The sequence below is a fragment of the Bradyrhizobium sp. KZN70725 genome, from assembly GCF_055264925.1.
Genome location: NZ_JBUYWT010000057.1, coordinates 33,218 through 51,260, shown reverse-complemented (window position 1 = coordinate 51,260; position 18,043 = coordinate 33,218). Strand labels below are relative to the sequence as shown.

The 18,043-nt window shown below is 64.7% G+C and carries 9 protein-coding genes; 4 read left to right on the top strand and 5 right to left on the bottom strand.

What is annotated here, in order from left to right; translation table 11 throughout:
• Positions 1-524: 524 nt before the first annotated feature.
• Complete coding sequence (locus ACZBJS_RS34700) at positions 525-830, top strand: DUF6916 family protein (protein WP_316398564.1); 306 nt, start codon at positions 525-527, stop codon at positions 828-830.
• On the opposite strand, the gene ACZBJS_RS34695 is transcribed toward ACZBJS_RS34700, so the two are convergent.
• The 5 genes from ACZBJS_RS34695 to ACZBJS_RS34675 form a co-directional block, all read right to left on the bottom strand.
• The gene (locus ACZBJS_RS34695; RefSeq protein WP_244559027.1) at positions 812-1,360 is read right to left on the bottom strand and encodes a GNAT family N-acetyltransferase; all 549 of its coding nucleotides are present in this window, start codon (positions 1,358-1,360) and stop codon (positions 812-814) included. The two genes, ACZBJS_RS34700 and ACZBJS_RS34695, sit on opposite strands and share 19 nt — an antisense overlap.
• Before the next feature lie 7 nt (positions 1,361-1,367).
• Entirely contained in the window at positions 1,368-1,901 is a 534-nt protein-coding gene (locus tag ACZBJS_RS34690) for a phage tail protein (protein WP_057021215.1), read from the bottom strand.
• A 12-nt stretch (positions 1,902-1,913) separates the two neighbouring features.
• Positions 1,914-2,438, bottom strand: a complete 525-nt coding sequence (locus tag ACZBJS_RS34685; protein WP_168858612.1) for a phage tail protein — start codon at positions 2,436-2,438, stop codon at positions 1,914-1,916.
• 12 nt (positions 2,439-2,450) lie between these two features.
• Positions 2,451-2,951: a phage tail protein gene (locus ACZBJS_RS34680; RefSeq protein ID WP_076834879.1), complete on the bottom strand. Its 501-nt coding sequence runs from the start codon at positions 2,949-2,951 to the stop codon at positions 2,451-2,453.
• 337 nt (positions 2,952-3,288) lie between these two features.
• Positions 3,289-11,274, bottom strand: coding sequence for a cadherin domain-containing protein (locus ACZBJS_RS34675; RefSeq protein ID WP_316398561.1), 7,986 nt, complete (start codon positions 11,272-11,274; stop codon positions 3,289-3,291).
• A gap of 865 nt (positions 11,275-12,139) precedes the next feature.
• Between ACZBJS_RS34675 and ACZBJS_RS34670 the strand changes: the two genes are divergently transcribed.
• The 3 genes from ACZBJS_RS34670 (at position 12,140) to ACZBJS_RS34660 (ending at position 17,952) form a co-directional block, all read left to right on the top strand.
• A complete protein-coding gene (locus ACZBJS_RS34670) occupies positions 12,140-13,324 on the top strand; it encodes an efflux RND transporter periplasmic adaptor subunit (RefSeq protein WP_316398568.1) in 1,185 nt (394 codons plus the stop codon).
• Complete coding sequence (locus ACZBJS_RS34665; protein WP_168858610.1) at positions 13,321-16,494, top strand: efflux RND transporter permease subunit; 3,174 nt, start codon at positions 13,321-13,323, stop codon at positions 16,492-16,494. The genes ACZBJS_RS34670 and ACZBJS_RS34665 overlap by 4 nt, the downstream gene beginning before the upstream one ends.
• Positions 16,495-16,761: 267 nt before the next feature.
• On the top strand, positions 16,762-17,952 hold the full coding sequence (locus tag ACZBJS_RS34660) for an ABC transporter substrate-binding protein (protein ID WP_057021219.1): 1,191 nt from the start codon (positions 16,762-16,764) through the stop codon (positions 17,950-17,952).
• The last annotated feature ends 91 nt before the right edge of the window (positions 17,953-18,043 follow it).

Below are 18,043 nucleotides of genomic sequence, written 5' to 3'. Positions count from 1 at the left end.
CGTCCCCGAACTCACCCAAAGACAAATCCGGCTGCATCGCTGGCGCTCCTTCGAATCAAAGCGCCAGTGAGAGAATCATACAACATGCTGCAGAGACGCCACTTCTTGCTGTACCGAGTCAATCTGTCGCGCCCCAAAACCGTGTAGACACGCTAGTGCGAAAGCAGGGACCCATAACCACAGGGTTGCGTTGTTGAAGTGAGCTGTGGCCCGAGCGCTGGCTAAACAATTGGCATCGGTGGTTATGGGTCCCGGGTCGCGCGGAGCCTGTCATCGGGCGGCGCTTCGCGCCGACCCGGTGGCTTGCCCGGGACGACATCGAATATGTGGCACTCGCGTGAGTCATACATCCGCATCCTCGCGGCGCGCTGCATCCGAGTCTTGCGTTTACTTGCCTCCCCGTGGAAGCAGAGGACGCCCCGGAATGACGGTGAAAGCTTCAGGTCGAAATCGGATGACCGGCAGAAATCTTGACGGCAACATAGCGGCGTGTGTTACACCTCGAAAGCAACAGGGACGTGCGCATGACATCCACCGTCGATCTCACGAAACTGCATATTGAAGATTTCACGCCGCATCAGGATGCGGAGTTCGCGATGCAGGCGGAGAGGGATCGCGTCGTGCCGCTGAAGCTCGCCAAGGTCGAGCCCGCGGGCAACAGCGGCCGGCCGGGTGGCGCATTCTCGCTGCTGTTCACGGCGCCGAAGGGCGCGTGGCTGCCGCAGGCGATCTATCCGGTGCGGCATCCGGCATTGGGCGTGATCGAGATGTTCCTGGTGCCGATCGGTCCGGTCGCGGACGGCAATGGTTATCAGGCGATCTTCACCTGACGCTCTGCCGCCCGCCAGCGCATCAGGTCGTAAACGCCCTTGTCTTCCTCGGTGATGAAGCCGAGCCGCCGGTAGAGCCGCATCGCCGGGTTGAGCTTCTCGACGTGGATCGAGACGTCCTTGCCGGCGGCCTTCGCCTCGTCGATCGCGTCGCGCAGCAACGCTTCGCCGTAGCCCCTGCCGCGATGCTCGGGCAGGAAGGCGATGTCGATGATGCGGTGCTGGCTCGGCCACCGTTCGAGATAGAACCGGCCGACGTCTTCACCCTGGCGCGCGATCACCAGCCAATCGGCGTTCGGATAGTGCTGCTGGTAGTGCGCGTGCTGGGCGCGGAATTGCTGCTCGAGAAAGGCAGCCTTGTCGGCCTCGCTCCACGGCACCGGCGCAAGTTCCTCGGCGCGCGTCGAGGCATAGAGGCGGCCGAGGAACGGCAGGTCCGCCTCCGACAGGCGGCGAAAGCCGCAACCGACTTCGGCCGCGCGCGCCCAGCCGAAGGCGGACGTGATGGTGCCTGGCGCGTCGAGAGCCAAAACGAGCTCAGCCTCGCGCCGGGAAGACGCCCTGCAGTGCGATGCAGAAGTTCAGCGTGAGGTAAGGTTGCATGTTGTTGTGCGGAAGGTTGCCGCCCGTCATGCCGATCATGGTGGCGTTCATCTGCGTCAGTGTTGGCGCCGGGCTCCCGGGCACGTAGGCGAACGCGTTGGCCGATTTGCCGAGGATGCGGGTCGGGCTCGGGACTTGAACGTCGGCCGTGTCCTGCGTACCGACGTTCACGGGGTGGTTGTGCTGCGGTATCTGGTTTTGCAGCAGCGTCACATTGGGGGAGCCGATGGTCTCGCCGAGGTCATACAGCGACAGCCCCGGGCCCTGTCCGGGCGCCAGCGGCGCGTTGCCCTGCATGTTGGGAAGCGCGAAATTCGAGGTGCCGTTGCCGCCATAGGTGACGCCGAGCAGCGAAAACAGCGCCGTGTTCTGCGAGATCGGCAGGATCTGGCCGCTGCAGAAGGCCCAGCCCTTGGGAGCGAAGTTGAACGGAAAGATGCGGATTTCGGCGACGAAGGGGTCGGCCATGGTGTCGCGCTCCTAGCCCTGGCTCGGGAAAATGCCGGACAGCGAAATGATGAAGGTGACGCAAAGCAGCGGCTGCAAATTGCTGTGCGGCAGGTTTCCGCCGGTATTCGTCAGCATTCCGCCTGCCATGGCCCCGTCGGGCGGCTGGCCGTCGATATACATCGCGATTGTGCCGGTCGTCTGATCGAGAATATTTCCCTGCGGGTTCGACGCGGTGCCGGTCTGCTTCGCGGCGATGAAGGCGTGCGAATGCTGCGGGATCGTCTGCGTCGTGAGTGTTACGTTTTCGACGCCGCCAGTCTGCCCCATGGCATAGGTCGTGCCGCTGCTGGCGGTGCCCGTGTGGATTGGCACACGGCCGCGCAGATCGGGGACCGCGAAGGTGGATTGGCCATCGCCGCCATAGGTGGTGCCGATCAGATTGAACAGCGCGTCGTACTGGGAGATCGCCAACAGGCTGCCGTCACAGAAATTCCATCCGACCGGGGCAAAGCTGCCGCCGAACATACGGATTTCGCCTAAATAGGATTCTGACATCGGCGCTTCTCGTCAATTCTGCGAGGGGAAAATGCCCTGGAGGGCAATGCTGAAATTGATCGTCAGGAACGGTTGCATGTTCTGATGGGCCTGGCCGCCGCCGGCATTGCCCACGGTCAATGGATTGAGCGGGGTGATGTCGGTCGTCGACGTGCTGTAGCCGTTGTTGAAGGCACCGAGATAGGCCCCCGAATCGAGCGGCTGGCTACCGTTGCTGTTGGTGGCGTTGGCCAAATGATTGTGCTGCGCCATCTCGTTGATCGTGAGCGTGTGGCTCTCCTCGCCGCCGCGTTGGCCGAGCGTATAGCCGGGGCCCATACTTATCGGCACCCGGCCTCGAAGGTCGGGCAGGCCAAAAGTGACGCGCCCGTCCCCGCCATAGGTCGTACCTAGCAACGAGAACAGTGCCTGATTCTGAGCGATGGGAAGCAGTTGGCCGTTGCAAAATGCCCAACCCTTGGGCGCAAAGCCGAACGACATCATGCGGACTTCGGAAAGAAACGGATCGGCCATCGGTCCTCCGCGAATACGCCGTACGATTTGTGAAAAATTCGAAGCAATGATGCTGCGTGTGCAACGTCTGCACGATAGCGTGTTTTGTGGCTAGTGCAACCTCAACGATTGTCTGGTTTCCGCGATTTTTTCGATTCCGCGGCCGCGCGAGCCATTCGCAGTTCGCGACGAGACGGTATCGCTGCTGACGGGACCGTTGTCACGAATCGGACATGTCCAAGCGGACATCATGAGGCGATTGAAGTTTGCCGGGTCGACGGAAGCGCGGATCCCATCCATCTGAGGCAAGCCTGCCGGAACGCTTCGGCAGGCGTTGTGTAGTCGATACGGTGCCCGGTCAGACGATCAGGTCATGGTGCAACTGGGCGTGGTTGTCGGTCGGCGTGCCGCCCATGGCGGCAAACGTCGCCTCATGGCCGACCCACCATGGGGTGCCGGCATTGGCGTGCCCGCTGAACAGATCGGACCAGGTCTGGGTGTTCGCGGCCGGGTCCGCGTGGCTCGTGCTGGCCTGCGACGGTGTCTGGGTGAACGACGAGAAGTCGAAGCCGTCGCGGTTCAGAGTCGAGGATGTGTTGCTCTGCATGGGCATCGCCTTCGCCGATCCCACGTTGGCCTGCGTGACATCCGCGGCGGTTGGGAGCCGCCGCTCGCCGTCGGTGAGACTGATATACATCAGGTCGTTGGCATCGGATGACGACGTCAGGTCGGGGAGGCCGAGCACGTGTCCCAACTCATGGACCACGGCGGTCAATAGATCGAGATGACCGGCTGCGGCCGTCGACGAATCGGTCTGCAGATCGGAGCCGGAAGCATTGAGCGCGTGGGGGAACTCAAAATTGTCAAACGGTGTCGAATCGACGAACCAGCCATGGCCGGCGGCATCGGCATCGATCGTAATGTGGCCGGCGCTTTCCAGGCCGACCACCTGGCCGGCGAGATCAGCGACGCTGAAGGTGACGGCATGCAGCGCGGCCAGTTGATCCGCGTCCACGCCAGCCTTTGCCCATTGGGTAATGGCCGCCGAGACGACCGAGTCGAGCTGGCTTTGCGTCAGGTGGGTTTCACCCGGGGTCGCGACGGCGGCCTGCACGCCGCCATCCGCGGCGAGCAGCGGCGACGAGCCGAAGCCGTTGGTGCTGCCCGCCGTGACGCTGATGGTCGGCGCCGTGGTGACCGTATTGTGCGCCAGGACGTAGCTCGAGATTGCGGCGGTATCGGTCGCGCCGCCGCCATAGGACGAGCCGTCGCCCGCGTGCAGGCCGACGGTGGTGGCAAACCGATCGCGCAGCCGGATGTCGGTGCCGGTCGCGCCCGAACCGAGGAACTGATTTTCCTGGGCGCCGGTGCCGCCCAGCGTCAACGAGACGCTCTGCGCATCGCCCGCGACCGTGCCGGCATTAAGTTCGAAGCCATGAGCGCCGAACGCACCCGGGTTGGACACCGTGTTGCCCATGACGATCGCGGTCAATAGGGCGTTGCCGCCGTTCGCAGCGTCACCGGTCTGCAGTTCGATTCCGTCGTTGTTGTACTGATACAGATGATTGTTGGTGATCGTGACGCTGGAATTGGCCCCGCCCATCGTGACGAAGCCGATGTCACTGCCCTGGGCGGAGCCGCTGTTGGCGACGCCGGCGACGCCGATCGTGTTGGAATCGATCGTGCCGTTGAACGAGCTTGCGCCTGATCCCGTGCTGATGCCGAGCGCGGTGCCGAGGGCATCACGCATGGTATTGTTGGCGATGTTGAAGGTCAGGTTGGCGTGGTCGCCGGTCCCGCCGGAGCTGATGGTGATGCCGCCGCCGCCCGAGACGATATTCTGGTTGTTGTTCGAGAAACTGTTTCCGTTCAGCACGAGGTCCGAGTTGACGCCGCCGTGCAGATCGAGCTGGAACAGGTCGCCGCGCGCCGACGTGAATGTCGAATTCTGCACGGTCGCGTTGAATGTTCCGTCGGTGGCCTGGAACACCAGGGCATCGCCCGAGCTGTTTCCGGCCGCCGAATTGGTCGCGAAGGTCGAGCCGGTAATGGTGATGCGGTTGAGTGTCTGACCGCTGTTGTTGAAGACGTGGAACGCATCGAGCGCCGCGCCCGTGAAGGTCGAATTCGTTACCGACGCCGTGCCGGACAGGCCGGTGAAGTAGACGTCGCCCTCGCCGATGCCGCCGACGTTGGTGCCGTTGGTGCCGGTCACCGTGGTGTTGCCGAGGGCAAAGCCGGTGACGCTGGTGCCGACGATGCCGTAGTTCTGGAAGTCGTGCATCGCCAGATAGGACAGCTGAACGTCCTTGGTGTTGTTCAGATAGACGCCGCTGCCCTGCGTGGTGCTGCCGTCGGCGCCGGTCTTGTTGGCGATGGTGCCGCCGCTGCCCGCCGTCGAGCCGTCGCCGGTGATGTGCAGGCCGCCGTTGCCGGCGGCGGTGCCGGTGTTCGACAGGATGATGCCGTTGTTGGACCCGCCGCTCGAGGTGATGCTCTTGAGGATGAGGTTGGACGAGCCGATCTGGGTGTTCTCGACATCGAGCGCGGTGCCGGTGCCCGACGTGATGGAGTTGTTGGTGCCGGTCAGCGTGATGGTGCCGCCATGGGTGAAGCTCATGCCGGTGCCGCTGGCAGTCTTGACCGTGATGTCGGACATCGTGACGGTGCCGACATTGTTGTTGTCGTCGCTGATGCCCATGCCGGTCGAGGCCGAGGTGTCGATGCTGACGCCGCTGATGCTGTGGCCCGAGGTGCCGAGCAGGTCGATGCCGTTGTCGGCGCCGGTCACCTTGATCACCGGATCGGTGCCGGTCGCAGTGTTGGCGGTCACCACGGCGCCGGTCACCGGATTGGTGAACGTCAGGGAGTGACTGCCGCCGACCAGGTTGACGCCATTGGCGAGGTTGATGCCGTTGGCCTCGGTATAGGTGCCGGACCTCAGCACGACATAGTCGCCAGAGCCGGCCGGATTCGCCGCGTTGTAGGCGGCGATCGAGGTGTATGGATCGGCCGCGGTGCCGAGATTGGCGCTGTTGGCCAGCGCCGTGGGCGAGTTGTCGATATAGAACACCTGCGGGACGACGCCGACGTGGAAGGTCTGGGCGCCCGACGTGAGCGGCCCGCCGGTGCCGGTGTTGCCGTTGTCGTTGATGTTCAGCGTGACGGTATCCGAGCCGGTGAAGCCGTCGTCGCTGTTGTATGTCAAGGTCGCCAGCGCGGTGTTGACCTGTGCGACGGTGCCGGTCAGCGTCACCGTGTGGCTGCTGTTGTTGGTGGAGCTGGCGAGCCCGGCGGTATTGAAGGTCAGGTTCGCATGGCTCGAGGCAATCGTCGCCGTGACGTTGCCGCTGGCGGCATCGATGTCGGCGACCGAAAGTCCTGAAACCGCGAAGTCGGTGTGCGAGAATGCCGTGCCGATCGAATTGTCCGCCGGCACCGACGCGGTGGGTCCGTCGTCCACCGCGGTGACGCTTCCCGTCGTCGATCCCGTCCCGGTGTTGCTGCCGCCATTCGCGGTACCGCCGTCATCGTGCACGGTCAGGCTGTAGGAGCGCGCGGTGGTGTCGGGGTTTTCGCTGGTGTTGTTGAACTGGATCAGGTCCAGCGCCGCATTGTAGTGCGCAAGCGTGTCGGTACCGGTGAAGCTGATCGTTTCGGTACCGGCGGTGCTGGTGATCTCGAAGTGGATGCCGCCGATATCGCCGCTGTTGCCGGCGTGGCCTGCGATCGACAGCGCATCCGACGGCTTCAGATTGTTCAGAACGAAGGTCGCATCGGTCAGGTTATTGCCTTCGGCGTCCGTGATCGTCAGGTTCGGCGTGATCGTGACCGGCGTCGAGTTCGCTGCCGGCGTGCCGTTCGGCGGCTCGGAGAAGCCGGTGATGGCACCGAAGCTCACGACCGGCGCATCGTTGACCGGCGTGACGTGGATGGTCGAGGTCGAGGTGTTGCTGCTGTCGGTGCCGTCGGTGACCGTAAAGCTGACGGTGCGATCCGCCCCGGATGGGTTGTCGCTCGAGTTGAAATAGGTGATGGAATCGAGCGCGGCCTTGTAGTTGGCGACGCTGGCGGAGCCGGTCAGCGTCAGCACGCCGGTCCCGGAATTGTACGAGCCGGTGATGCCGTTCTGGTTGACGAAGCCCAGCACGTCCTGGCCGGCGGCGAAGCCGCCGGTGATCTGCACCGTCGCGCCGGTCAGATTGGCGCTGTCGACGTCGGTCACGTTGACCGACGCATCGATCACGGTCGCGGCCTGGTTTTCGGTGTAGTTCAGCGTGCCGCCGGCGGTCGTGACCGGCGGATCGTTGACCGGCGTGACGTTGATGGTGCCGGTGACCGGCGTGGAGGTCGCCGTGCCGTCGTTTGCGATGATCGTGACGGTGCGCGCCAGGCCCGACGGGTTGTCGCTGGTGTTCTGATAGGTCACCGAGGCGAGCGCCGCCTGATAATCGGCGACGCTGGCGGTGCCTGTCAGCGTCAGCATGCCGGTTCCCGCATTGAACGAGCCGGTGATGCCGTTCTGGGACGTAAAGGCGAGGACGTCCTGACCGTTCGCGTAGTTGCCGGTGATCTGCACCGTCGCGCCGGTCAGCGTGGTGTTGTCGACGTCGGACACGATGATCGCCGGGTCGAACGCGGTCGCGGCCTGGTTCTCGGTGTAATTGAGGGTGTGACCGGCGGTGACGACGGGCGGGTCGTTGACCGGGGTGACGTTGATGGTGTCGGTGACCGGCGAGCTGTCGAGCGTGCCGTCATTGGTCGTGATGGTGACGGTGCGCGCCAGCCCGGACGGATTGTCGCTGCTGTTGATGTAAGTCACCGACGCCAGCGCGGCCTGGTAGTTCGCGACGCTGGAGGAGCCGGTCAGCGTCAGCGTTCCGGTCGCGGCATTGAACGAGCCGGTGATGCCGTTCTGGTTGGTGAAGCCGAGGACATCCTGGCCGCTGGCATAGTTGCCGGTGATCTGCACCGTCGCGGACACCAGATTGGCGTCATCGCCGTCGGTGACGGTGATCGCCGAATCGATCACGGTCGCGGCCTGGTTCTCGGTGTAGTTCAGCGTGTGGCCGGCGGTGACGACCGGCGCCTGGTCGACCACGACGGCGATGGTGAAGGTCTGCTGGCTGTGCAGCGTACCGTCGCTCGCATCGACCGTGACGTCATAGGACGGGTCGGCAATGTTGATCTTGCTGGGATCGGCGACCGTGATCTTGCCGGTGGTCGCATCGATGGTGAAGCCGCCGCCGGAAGTGTCGCCGACCAGCGAATAGGTCACGGCGGGGCCGTTGACGTCCGTCGAGGATGCCGTGACGCTGGTTCCCGCGCCGACCGGTGCGTTGACCGCAACGCGGTTGGCGCCGGCGTCGGCATCGACCGGGGTCGACGGCGCGACGTCGGTGACGGCGATGGTGAAGGTCTGCGAACTCGTGAGCAAACCGTCGCTGGCCTGCGCGGTGACGGTGTAGGCGTGCCCGGCCGGGTTTTCGTAATCGATCTTGGAGCTGTCCGCGACGGTGATGACGCCCGTCGTCGCGTTGATGGTGAAGCCGCCGCCGGAGGTGTCGCCGATCAGCGACCAGATCACGGCCGGGCCGTTGACGTCGGTTGCCGCCGCGGTGATGCCGACGGTCGAGCCGTTGGCAGCGCCTTCGGCGATCGTGTTGGTGCCGGCGTCGGCATCGACCGGGGTCGACGGTGCGGCGTCGTTGACGGCGATGGTGAAGCTCTGCGAGCTCGCCAGCGTGCCGTCGCTGGCCTGCGCGGTCACCGTATAAGAATGGGTCGGGCCGCTGCCCTCATAATCGATCTTGGTCGGGTCGGCGACGGTGATGACGCCGGTCGTCGGGTCGATGGTGAAGCCGCCGCCGGAGGTGTCGCCGATCAACGACCAGGTCACGGCCGGGCCGTTGACGTCGGTCGCGTGCGCGGTGATGCCGACCGCAGTGCCGGCAGCCGCGCCTTCGACAACGATGTTGGCGGCGGCGTCGCCGTCGACCGGCGTCGACGGCGCAACATCTGCGATGTTGATGGTGAAGGTCTGCGAGCTCGCCAGCGTGCCGTCGCTGGCTTGCGTGGTGACGGTGTAGCTGCCGCCCGAGCTTTCGAAATCGAGCTTGCTCGAATCGGCGACCGTGACGACGCCGGTTGCGGCATTGATGGTGAAGCCGCCGCCGGAGCTGTCGCCGATCAGCGAATAGGTCACGGCCGGACCGTTGATGTCGGTCGCCGACGCGGTGATGCCGACGGTCGAGCCGTTGGCTGCGCCTTCAATGACGGTGTTGGCGCCGGCGTCGGAGTCGACCGGGGTCGACGGCGCGACGTCGGTGACGGCGATCGTAAAGGTTTGCGAGCTCGCCGTCGTGCCGTCGCTGGCCTGCGCGGTGACGGTGTAGGAATGGGTCGGACCGCTGCTCTCGTAATCGAGCTTGCTGCCATCCGCGACGGTGATGACGCCGGTTGTCGCGTCGATGGTGAAGCCGCCGCCGGAGGTGTCGCCGATCAGCGAATAGGTCACGGGCGGGCCGTTGACGTCGATCGACGACGCCGTGACACCGACGGTCGAGCCGTTGGCCGCGCCTTCGGCGATCGCATTGGCGCTGGCGTCGCTGTCGACCGGGGTCGACGGCGGGGCTTCGGTGACGGCGATGGTGAAGGTCTGCGAGGTCGCAAGGGTGCCGTCGCTGGCCTGCGCGGTGACGGTATAGGCGTGGCCGGGCGCGCTTTCGTAATCGAGCTTGCTCGGGTCGGCGACGGTGATGACGCCCGTTGTCGCGTTGATGGTGAAGCCGCCGCCGGAAGTGTCGCCGGTCAGCGAATAGGTTACCGCCGGGCCGTTGATGTCGGTCGAGGATGCGGTGACGCCGACCGTGGTGCCGACGGCCGCGCCTTCGACGACGGTATTCGCGGCAGCATTGCTGTCGACCGGGGCCGCCGGCGCAACGTCGGTGACGTTGACGGTAAAGGTCTGCGTGCTGGTCTGCGTGCCGTCGCTGGCCTGCGCGGTGATCGTGTAGGCGTGGCCGGGCGCGGTTTCGAAATCGACCTTGGTGGGATCGGCGACGGTGACGACGCCGGTCGCGGCGTTGATGGTGAGGCCGTGGGCATCGCCGACCAGCGAATAGGTCACGGTGCCGCCATTGATGTCGGTGGCGTGCGCGGTGATGCCGACGGCGGTGCCGATGGCGGCGCCTTCGACCACTGTGTTGGTCGCGGCGTCAGAGTCGGTGGGAGCCGACGGCGGGGCGTCGGTCACGCCGATCGTGAAGGTTTGCGTCGTCGTGGTCGCGCCACTCGTCGCCTGCACCGTGATGGTGTAGGCGTGGCCCGGCGCGCTCTCGTAATCGAGCTTGTTCGGATCGGCGACGGTGACGACACCCGTCGTGGCATTGATGGTGAAGCCGCCGCCGGAGGTGTCGCCGGTCAGCGAATAGGTGGTTGCGGGGCCGTTCGGATCGACCGCGGAGGCGGTGATGCCGACCAGCGTATTGACGGCAGCGCCTTCGACGACGCTGTTGGCGGCGGCATTGACGTCGACCGGGGTGCTGACCGCCACGTCGTTGACGTTGATCGTGAAGCTCTGCGAGCTGACGCCGCCATGGCCGTCGCTGGCCTGGACCGTGATGGTGTAGGCGTGACCCGGCGCGGTCTCGAAGTCGATCTTGGTGGAATTGGCGACGGTGACGATGCCGGTGGTGGGATCGATCTTGAAGCCGCCATTGGAGGAATCCGATGTCAGCGAGTAGGTGACGCCGGGGCCGTTGACGTCGGCCGACGACGCGGTGATGCCGACCGAGGTGTTGACCGCGGCGCCCTCGTTGACGGCGTTGGCGGTGGCGTTGCCGTCGGTCGGTGTCGAGGGCGGCGCATTGCTGACCGCGATCGTGAAGCTCTGCGACGAGACGAAGATACCGTCGGTCGCCTGCACATTGACAACGTAGCTGCCGCCGGAGCTCTCGAAATCGACCTTGGAGGGATCGGCAATCGACACGACGCCGGTATTCGGATCGACCTTGAAGCCGCCATGCGAGGAATCGGACGCCAGCGAATAGGTGACCGGAAGACCGATCAGGCTGGTGGATTGCGCGGTGATGCCGACCGACGTACTGGCTGCGGCGCCCTCAACGACCGTGTTGGCGCCGGAATTGGCGTCGGTCGGAGGCGATAGGAAGCCGGGCACCGGCGGCCACGGCGTGCCGGGAGGACAGCCTAGGTAAAGATATTGCAGACCATACGTATTGACGAACGCCTGCGCGGCCGGATCCAGAATGATATTGCCGCTCGGATCGAGATGAAGCTCGGGGCGGGTTAAACCACCGATTGTATAGGCAGGTATGGTCGTCATGAGTACTCCCGCGATCGGCGTGAAAGCCGATCAACTAACTACAATTTTTGGGGACGACGAGGTGTGAAGCAGTTCACACGTTGAGGTTGACTACTTGCGATCCGAGATCGCACCGGTCTGCTCGCAATATGCGGACACCGCGACGGTTGCGGAGTCCCGACATCAGCAAGTTCAAATGCGCTTGCCATTACGTAATCGCTTCCACTCACTCACGCCGCGAGAAAGGCCCAATGAATGTTCGAGAAAAGCGCGGCGGCCAAGAAAATTTACCGGTTGGCAACCACGACCGTATTGTCGATGCTTCCGAGTGTCAATGTGTGTCCACGTGACACCGCGCCGTTAACCACGATTCGGCCATGCAGCGGGAGGTAGAGTGTGGGAACTCGACCATTTTTAATCTTGTGCGACCCCCGGTGGTTTCTGCGCCGCAGGCGGAATTGTCGTTGTGTGACGAACATGTGTCGGTGATTCGCCTTGTGATTGATTCCCGGCAAGCCGTCTGTGATCTCTCCTCACCCGAAAGGCCAGTGAATCTGTCCCTTCCTGTCGTCACGGCTTTGCGATCACGTCGTAAGGCTTTCAGATTGCGCAACTATTCGCTTGATCCGGCGGCCATCTTGAACAGACTGGGGGGCGGCTACATCTGTGACGTCCGCTGCCGCGACATTGCGGTGGTCCATCCGCGTTGAATCACCGCAAGTTCAATTGCGACTTTCGTAGCCCTGCACTGATCCTGGGGGAGAGGGAATTGAGTTCGATCGACAGAACGGGGCGTGTGGCTCCGGTGACCGGCGTCGAGCGTCATTCGCTTCGCCGCCATGCCTCGCGTGGCCCGTCGCTCAAGCCTTGGCTCGGCCTTGCGCCGATCGGGCTGCTGGCCGCGCTGGCGCTCGGCGGCTGCGACAACAAGAGCGCGCAATCGCAGGCCGCGCCTCCGCCGCCACCCGTGACCGTCGCGCAACCGGTCAAGCGCACCGTCACCGACTGGGACGAGTTCACCGGCCGCTTCGAGGCGATCGAGGAGGTTCAGGTCCGCGCCCGTGTCGGCGGCTTCGTCAACAGCGTCGAGTTCAAGGATGGTGCGATCGTCCACGCCGGCGATCTGCTCTACATTATCGACCCGCGGCCGTTCGAGGCGGTCGTGCTGCAGGCCGAAGGCCAGCTGGCCGACGCGCGCGCCAAGGGGGAGCTTGCCAAGCGCGATCTCGAGCGCGGGCTGAACCTCGTGCAGACCAGCGCGGTCTCGGAGCAAGTCGTCGATCAGCGACGTCAGGCGTTGCAGGCGGCACGCGCCGCCGAGACCCAGGCCGAGGGCACGCTGAAGGCCGCGCAGCTCAACGTCGAATTCACCCATGTGCTGGCGCCGATCACCGGCCGCGTCAGCCGGCATCTGGTCACTCCGGGCAATCTCGTGCAGGGCAGCGAGGGCGGCGCGACGCTGCTGACCTCGATCGTGTCGCTCGATCCGATCTACATCTATTTCGACGTCGACGAGGCGACCTATCAGCGCAATAGCAAGCTGTGGTTCGAAGGCAGGCGGCCGAGCTCGCGCGACACCGCGAACCCGGTGCAGGTGACGCTGACCGGCGAGACCAAGCCCTCGCATGAAGGCAAGATGGACTTCCTCGACAATCGGCTCGACGTCTCGACCGCGACGCTGCGCAGCCGCGCGATCATTCCGAACAAGGATCTGTCGGTCCTGCCCGGCCAGTTCGGCCGCGTCCGTATCATCGGCTCCTCGCCCTATGAGGCGCTGTTGATCCCGGACAGCGCTGTTGCCACCGACCAGTCGCGCAAGATCGTGTTCGTGGTCAAGGACGACAACACGGTGGAAGCAAGAGCGGTCACGCTCGGGCCGCTCGACGATGGCTTGCGCGTCGTCCGCGAAGGCCTCAAGGCGGAGGATCACGTGATCGTCGACGGCCTGCAGCGCGCCCGCGTCGGCGCCAAGGTGACGCCGAAGATGGCGCAGGCTCCGGCGGATTCCAAGCCCGCCGCAGGCGACAAGCCCGCGGCCGCTGACAAGCCCGCCTCAGGTGCCAAACCATGAATCTCGGCAGGCTCTCCATCAACCAGCCCATCCTCGCGATGGTGCTGTCGATCGTGCTGCTGATCGTCGGCGCGATCGCCTATCCGACGCTGCCGGTCTCGGAATATCCGCAAGTGGTGCCGCCGACCGTCGTCGTCACCACGCAATATCCGGGCGCCTCGGCGCAGACCGTGTCCGACACCGTCGCCGCGCCGATCGAGCAGGAGATCAACGGCGTCGAGGACATGCTGTATCTCTACAGCCAGGCGACGTCGAACGGCCAGCTCACCATCACAGCGACCTTCAAGCTCGGCACCGACCTCGACAAGGCCCAGGTGCTGGTGCAGAACCGCGTCGCGATCGCGCAGCCGCGGCTGCCCGAAGAGGTGCAGCGCAACGGCGTGACCACGCGCAAGAACTCGCCCGACATCCTGATGGTCGTGTTCATGCTGTCGCCCGATGACACGTTCGACCAGCTCTACATCTCCAACTACGCGCTGCTGCAGGTCCGCGACCAGCTGTTGCGGCTCGATGGCGTCGGCGACATCCAGATGTTCGGCGCGCGCGATTACTCGATGCGGCTGTGGCTCGATCCCGACCGGATCGCCAATCTCGGTCTGACCTCGACCGAGGTGCTGGCGGCGATCCGGGCGCAGAACCTGCAAATCGCCGGCGGCCAGATCGCCGAGCCGCCGATCGCCGATCGCGCATTCCAGCCGAACCTCGTCTTCACCGGCCGCCTCAAGGACATCAGGCAGTTCGAGGACATCGTGGTGAAGGCCGGCTCCGACGGCCGCACGGTACGTCTGCGCGACGTCGCCCGCGTCGAGCTCGGCGCGCTGTCCTACGCCACCAACAGCTTCCTGCTGCGCAAATCCGCGGTCGCCCTGCTGGTGACGCAACGGCCCGGATCGAACGCGCTCGCCACCGCCAAGAGCATCTCCGACACGATGGAGCGGATGAAGGCGAGTTTCCCGAAGGGGCTCGACTACAATATCGGCTACAACCCGACCGAATTCATCGCCCAATCGGTCCACGAGCTGATCAAGACGATCTACGAGGCCATGGCGCTCGTCGTCATCGTGGTGCTGGTGTTCCTGCAGGGATGGCGGCCTGCGATCATCCCGATCATCGCGATCCCGGTGTCGCTGGTCGGCACCTTCGCGGTGATGGCGGCGCTCGGCTTCTCGATCAACAATCTGACGCTGTTCGGCCTCGTGCTGGCGGTCGGCATCGTGGTCGACGACGCCATCGTGGTGGTCGAAAATGTCGAGCGGCATCTCGAGCACGGCATGAGCAGGCGCGACGCTGCGCTCAAGACCATGGAGGAGGTCGGCGGCGCGCTGGTCTCGATCGCGCTGGTGCTGTGCGCGGTGTTCGTGCCGACCGCCTTCCTCGGCGGCATTTCCGGGCAGTTCTTCCAGCAATTTGCGGTGACGATCGCGGTCGCGACCGCGATCTCCTGCTTCTGCTCGTTGACGCTGTCGCCGGCGCTGGCCTCGCAGATCCTGGTGCCGCATGAGGCGAAACGCCCGCCGGCGCGCTGGAACATCATCGCGCGCGGCTGGGACAGCTTCACCGCGCTGTTCAACCGCGTGTTTGACCGGCTCGCGCACGGCTATGCATCGGTGGCCGACTTCGTGATCCGGCATACGGTGGTGATGCTTGCGCTCTACCTCGTACTTATCGGCAGCGCCGGCTGGCTGCTCGCGACCACCTCGCAGGGCTTCATTCCGGCGCAGGACCGCGGCTACGTCATCATCTCGGCGCAGCTGCCGGGCGCCGCGTCGCTGGCGCGGACCACCGCTGTTGTGCGCGAGATCGAGCGGATTGCGCTGGATACGCCGGGCATCGTTCGCGTCGCGGCTTTCGCCGGCTTCTCCGGTGCGACGCGCACGCAGCAGGGTAACGCCGCGGCGCTGTTCCCGGTATTCGACGAGCCGGAGGCGCGCCTGAAGAAGGGGCTGACGGCGAACGCGATCACGGCCGAATTGCGCAAGCGTCTGTCGGTGATCCAGGGCGCCTTCATCATCGTCATTCCGCCGCCGGCCGTGCCCGGCATCGGCACCGGTGGTGGCTTCACCATCCGCGTCCAGGACCGGCAGGGGCGCGGACCCGAACTGCTGGCTTCCGCGACCGATGAACTGGTGACAGCCGCGCGCAAATCGCCGTCTCTCACGTCGGTGTTCTCGCCGTTCACCGCGAACACGCCGCAGCTGTTCGTCGACATTGATCGCGTCAAGGCGCAGAAGCTCGGGGTGCCGATCGCCAACATTAACGACACGATCCAGACCTATTTTGGTTCGACCTATGTCAACGACTTCAACCTGTTCGGCCGCACCTATCACGTTACCGCGCAAGCCGATCTGCCGTTCCGGAAAGACAGCCCCGATCTCGCAAGGCTGCGCACCCGCAACGTCGCCGGCGACATGGTGATGCTCGGCAGCATCGTGGACTTCAAGGACGTCTCGGGACCCGACCGCGTCGCGCGCTACAATCTGTACTCGGCGTCCGAACTGCAGGGTGAGCCGGCACCCGGCGTGAGCTCGACGACGGCGCTCAACACCATCAAGCAGCTCGCCGACCAGACATTGCCGAGTGGCTTTTCGTTCGAGTGGACCGACCTGTCCTATCAGCAGGTGACCGGCGCCAATGCCGGCCTCTACGTGTTCCCGATCTGCGTGCTGTTCGTCTATCTGGTGCTGGCCGCGCAATATGGCAGCTGGACATTGCCGTTCGCGGTGATCCTGATCGTGCCGATGTGCCTGTTCGCGGCCACGATCGGCGTGCGCCTGATGGGCCAGGACGTCAACATCCTGACCCAGATCGGCTTCGTGGTGCTGGTGGGGCTGGCCGCCAAGAACGCGATCCTGATCGTCGAGTTCGCACGCGACATCGAGCTCGAGGGGAGGTCGCGGCTGGACGCGGTGATCGAGGCCTGCCGGCTCCGTCTGCGGCCGATCCTGATGACCTCGTTCGCCTTCATCCTCGGCGTGCTGCCGCTGGTGGTATCGACCGGTTCGGGCTCGGAGATGCGGCAGGCGGTCGGCGTTGCCGTGTTCTTCGGCATGCTCGGCGTCACCCTGTTCGGCCTGATCTTCACGCCGATCTTCTACATGGTGGTGCGCAACCTCGCGGAAGGAAAGAACGAGGGCAAGCCGGCCGAGCCCAAGGCAACCGTGGCGGGTTGAGGGCGGCACCCAACGTTCCGCAGCAGCAAGTCCTTGCCCGTCATCCTGAGGAGCCTGCGAAGCAGGCGTCTCGAAGGATGCACGGCCACCGGCCGGGCCGTCGACCCTTCGAGACGCGCGTTCCGCGCTCCTCGGGGTGACGGGAAGCTAGCAAGTGCTGTCGACGCAGCCCATACTTTTGGCTGAGCGGAAAGAGATGGGCAGGCGTGGGGTTATAAAATAATGTCGCGCCGATTTTCCTGATAGAAACTGCTGGGAGAGCATAGAATGAAGTCCGGATTTTTGGCCGCGGTCGCGGCCTGCAGCCTGATGCTTGCGGCGCCGGCGATGGCCCAGGGCGTCAAGATCGGCATCCTGAACGATCAGTCCGGCGTCTATGCCGACTACGGCGGCAAATATTCGCTCGAAGCCGCGCGGATGGCGGTCGAGGATTTCGGCGGCGAGGTGCTGGGACAGAAGATCGAGATCGTTACCGCCGACCATCAGAACAAGCCGGATCTTGCGACCGCGATCGCGCGGCGCTGGTACGAGGTCGAGAACGTCGACATGATCACCGAGCTTACGACGTCGTCGGTCGCGCTCGCGGTGCAGGAGCTGTCGAAGGAAAAGAAGAAGATCGACATCGTGGTCGGCGCGGCGACCTCCCGTATCACCGGGGATGCCTGCACGCCCTACAGCTTCCACTGGGCCTATGACACCCGCGCGCTCGCGGTCGGAACCGGCGGTGCGCTGACAGAAGCCGGCGGCAACACCTGGTTCTTCCTGACCGCCGACTACGCCTTCGGCTACGCGCTGGAGAAGGACACCAGCGACATCGTCACCTCAAAGGGCGGCAAGGTGGTCGGCTCGGTCCGCGTGCCGCTCAATTCGTCGGACTTCTCGTCCTTCCTGCTGCAGGCGCAGAGCTCGAAGGCCAAGATCATCGGGCTCGCCAACGCCGGACTCGACACCACCAACTCGATCAAGCAGGCGGCCGAGTTCGGCATCGTGCGCGGCGGCCAGAAGCTTGCCGGCCTGTTGATGACGCTGTCGGAGGTGCACGGTCTCGGGCTCGAGGCGGCGCAGGGTCTCGTGCTCACCGAGGGCTTCTACTGGGACCACGACGACGCCTCGCGCGCCTTTAGCGAGCGCTTCTTCAAGCGCACCAGCCGGATGCCGAGCATGATCCATGCCGGCACCTATTCGGCGACGCTGAGCTATTTGAAGGCTGTGAAGGCCGCCGGCACCAAGGACAGCGAGGCGGTCGCCGCCAAGCTGAAGGAGCTGCCGGTCGATGACGCCTTCGCCAAGGGCAAGGTGCTCGCGAACGGCCGCATGGTGCACGACCTCTATCTGTTCGAGGTCAAGAAGCCCTCGGAGTCGAAGAAGCCGTGGGACTATTACAAGCAGATCGCCGTGGTGCCCGGCGACAAGGCCTTCTTCACCGCCAAGGAAAGCGGCTGCCCGCTGACCAAGTGAGGCGAATATCCACGGGTGGTGTCGTCCTGGCGAAAGCCAGGACCCATTACCCAGATTGGATGTTGTTGCACCACGCTGTGGCCATCAGATT

Coding starts and splice junctions, on each gene's coding strand:
- ACZBJS_RS34700 (WP_316398564.1), top strand. CDS start 525: ATGACATCCACCGTCGATCTCACGAAACTGCATATTGAAGATTTCACG.
- ACZBJS_RS34675 (WP_316398561.1), bottom strand. CDS start 11,274: ATGACGACCATACCTGCCTATACAATCGGTGGTTTAACCCGCCCCGAG.
- ACZBJS_RS34660 (WP_057021219.1), top strand. CDS start 16,762: ATGAAGTCCGGATTTTTGGCCGCGGTCGCGGCCTGCAGCCTGATGCTT.
- ACZBJS_RS34690 (WP_057021215.1), bottom strand. CDS start 1,901: ATGGCCGACCCCTTCGTCGCCGAAATCCGCATCTTTCCGTTCAACTTC.
- ACZBJS_RS34685 (WP_168858612.1), bottom strand. CDS start 2,438: ATGTCAGAATCCTATTTAGGCGAAATCCGTATGTTCGGCGGCAGCTTT.
- ACZBJS_RS34680 (WP_076834879.1), bottom strand. CDS start 2,951: ATGGCCGATCCGTTTCTTTCCGAAGTCCGCATGATGTCGTTCGGCTTT.
- ACZBJS_RS34665 (WP_168858610.1), top strand. CDS start 13,321: ATGAATCTCGGCAGGCTCTCCATCAACCAGCCCATCCTCGCGATGGTG.